The following is a 2661-nucleotide window of genomic DNA, read 5'->3' as shown; positions in this document are numbered from 1 at the left end:
ACATCAAATTGGTGTAGTGGTATTTGGGTGGAATCAAGGGCAAAGACAAGAAGCGCAGTTAGGTAGAACAACGCAATCATTTGTGCAGATACCAACCGCCAAACTCAAAAAACGAGTTAAACAGTTATGTGAGTACCACGGCATCAAATTTGTAGAAACTGAAGAATCCTATACCAGTAAAACTAGTTTTTTAGATGGTGATTTTCTACCTACGTTCGGCGCAAAACCTGAAGGGTGGAAACCAAGTGGAAAACGAGTAAAACGCGGTATGTTCCGCACAGGAAAAGGACTATTTATTAACGCTGATTTAAATGGTGCAGCGAATATACTTCGCAAAGTAGAGACACAATTAGGACTCGTCCTAGTCAAGGTCTGTAGGCAAGTTTTGACCCTTGCTACCAGATTTCGTATCTGGGAAACCAAAACTAAAAAGCGAAGTGGTACGGCTTCAGCCTACGACGTAGCATCAGTTTAGAATCCCCGTCTCTTTAGACCGGGGAGAGGTCAATTGTCAATCAATTCCCGATTTGATCTTAAAATGAGTGGGATAGCCATAAAAGTGTTGAAGCGATCGCCTCCGAATTAGCTGACAAATTGGGTCGTCTCAGTTTCCCGGTTATTCTCAGTCCAGAAAAATCGCACTATGAAAGAATATCGTGATCAGAGATTGATCAGATTGCTGAAGCTTCATTTAGCAAAAAAGCCGAAACAAAAAATGCCTATTTGGACTAAAAGCTTCAAAGGCTTACTCAACCTTTTTCTCGAAACCAATTGCCCGCTCTGCCAACGCCACACACCTGATACCTTTTGTCAATATTGCACCAAGCAACTGCAAAGCTGTCACCTCAAAAACCCCAGCTATCTGTGGCAGCAGCCTTTACCAGTGTTTGGTTGGGGGAGTTATGGTGGGGGACTCAAAAGAGCGATCGCCACAATGAAATACGACAATCAACCCCAAATCGCTCATACTTTGGGGCAATTTTTAGGAGAGACATGGTTATTAAAATCCCCCCAGCAAGATAGACAGCTTGTGGTAGTTCCCATACCACTCCATCCCAGCAAACAAAAGCAACGTGGTTTCAACCAAGCTGCACTCATAGCCGAAAGCTTCTGCCAAACAACTGGGTTAAAATTACAAATAAATGGTTTAGAACGGATCAAAGAGACTCAGGCCCAGCATATCTTATCAGCCTCAGAGCGAGAGAAAAACTTAGCAGATGCTTTAGCTGTTGGGCAAGCATTTCGCCGCCGTCCCCCAGATGCCCCAGTGTTGTTAGTGGATGACATTTACACCACCGGTGCCACTGCCAAGTCTGCCGTTTACACACTTAAACAATCTGGCATTACAGTCTTGGGATTAGCAGCGGTTGCTACTGCCGTGACGTACCCTAGACACTGACCCTAAGGGGAGTGTGGGCTTCTCAGGGACTCTTCTTTGAAGACATTGACTGAGCTTTAAGACCGTGCGCCCCACGGTTCTTTGGTTGAGCCAAACAATTAGCTTTTATTTTAACAGGCTGCTTTTCAGCATTTAATTGGATTACACCTATCAATCAAATTGTACCACAAAGAGAGAAGAATAAGATTTGTTCGTTTGGGACCTGTTCTCCTCCCTCGCGGCATTGGTCGGAGAACTATCGTAAATCAATTTTGGATTTTAGATTTGCGATTTTAGATTGACTGTACCCACTCTTGGGATACAGCTTGGGGATTTTAGATTTGCGATTTTAGATTTGTTCCGCCCACAAGGGGCGGGGCTTGTACCAAAGAAATAATCCAAAATCCAAAATCCAAAATTTAAAATTGGCACGGTCAACTCACTCGTATTCATCTCATCACCTCCCTATCGGGTACGTTAGAGGCTTCTACTTTTTAAGCTAAAAGACCGTTGAAACTCTTATAATTGGACTGACTACCCTGTGTTTTCTGGGAACACTGCTTAAATTTATGAATAAAGCTTTTGCAGCAAGTTTGAGAAAAGTCATCATCGTTCCTGTCACCTTGCTGACAATGGGCTTATATATTAGGGCAGTTCATGCTCAAAATAAATTGTATAGTCCCATTACTTTACCTAATAGCACTGAACTTTCCGATACACTCACAGAAAAAGACATTCCCACAGGCCAGGGTGGATTTGCCCGTGATTATACGGTGAAGTTGAATAAGGGGGATAATCTAGCAGTTGATGTCTCCTCTGACAACTTTGATAGCATCATCACGCTGCTAGCACCTAATGGATCGACAGTGGTAGAAAATGATGACGGCCCCGATGGTACTAGCAATTCCCTATTATTTACTCGAATCACAGAAACGGGAATGTATATCATTCGCGTTCGGTCTTTTGGGGAAACAGGGGTGGGAAACTTTAAACTCAAAGTGACCAAACTACAACCGGTCAAATGAGTGCTGTTAGCATAGCAGGGTGTAGCCCGTGCTAAGTCCCGATCACCCAATTTCACTTTAGCTAGCTAATATAGTACAAATAAACTCCTCTGGCAAGTTAGAGGAGTTATAAAACTTATATAGTACAAAGTTACTAAACAAAGAAGCGATCGCCTAAAAATTAGATTGAGTTAGTGGCGATCGCCTTTTTCAACTCCTTGAACAGCAACCGACAGCCATAGGCAGCAGTTTGGCTAATCACCAAATTACCGAAACCCT

Annotated in this window: 3 protein-coding genes; all 3 read left to right on the top strand. The window is 43.1% G+C overall.

All coding sequences use genetic code 11. The features are described 5' to 3' along the window. Window positions 1–475, top strand: a 475-nt coding sequence (locus tag H6G32_RS26310; RefSeq protein WP_190458678.1) for a zinc ribbon domain-containing protein, incomplete at its 5' end; no start/stop codon positions are given. Window positions 476–715: 240 nt separating this feature from the next. Then, window positions 716–1399, top strand: coding sequence for a ComF family protein (locus H6G32_RS26305; protein ID WP_190463694.1), 684 nt, complete (start codon window positions 716–718; stop codon window positions 1397–1399). A gap of 548 nt (window positions 1400–1947) precedes the next feature. Next, window positions 1948–2403: a PPC domain-containing protein gene (locus tag H6G32_RS26300; RefSeq protein ID WP_190463692.1), complete on the top strand. Its 456-nt coding sequence runs from the start codon at window positions 1948–1950 to the stop codon at window positions 2401–2403. The last annotated feature ends 258 nt before the right edge of the window (window positions 2404–2661 follow it).

The organism is Cylindrospermum sp. FACHB-282 (assembly GCF_014697195.1).
Taxonomy (GTDB): Bacteria; Cyanobacteriota; Cyanobacteriia; order Cyanobacteriales; family Nostocaceae; genus Cylindrospermum.
The sequence above is the reverse complement of the archived record's forward strand: the minus strand, read 5'-3'. Positions and strand labels throughout refer to the sequence as shown.

What these genes read in the sequence shown, in the direction of transcription:
- H6G32_RS26305 (WP_190463694.1), top strand. Translation starts at nt 716, where the DNA reads ATGCCTATTTGGACTAAAAGCTTCAAAGGCTTACTCAACCTTTTTCTC.
- H6G32_RS26300 (WP_190463692.1), top strand. Translation starts at nt 1,948, where the DNA reads ATGAATAAAGCTTTTGCAGCAAGTTTGAGAAAAGTCATCATCGTTCCT.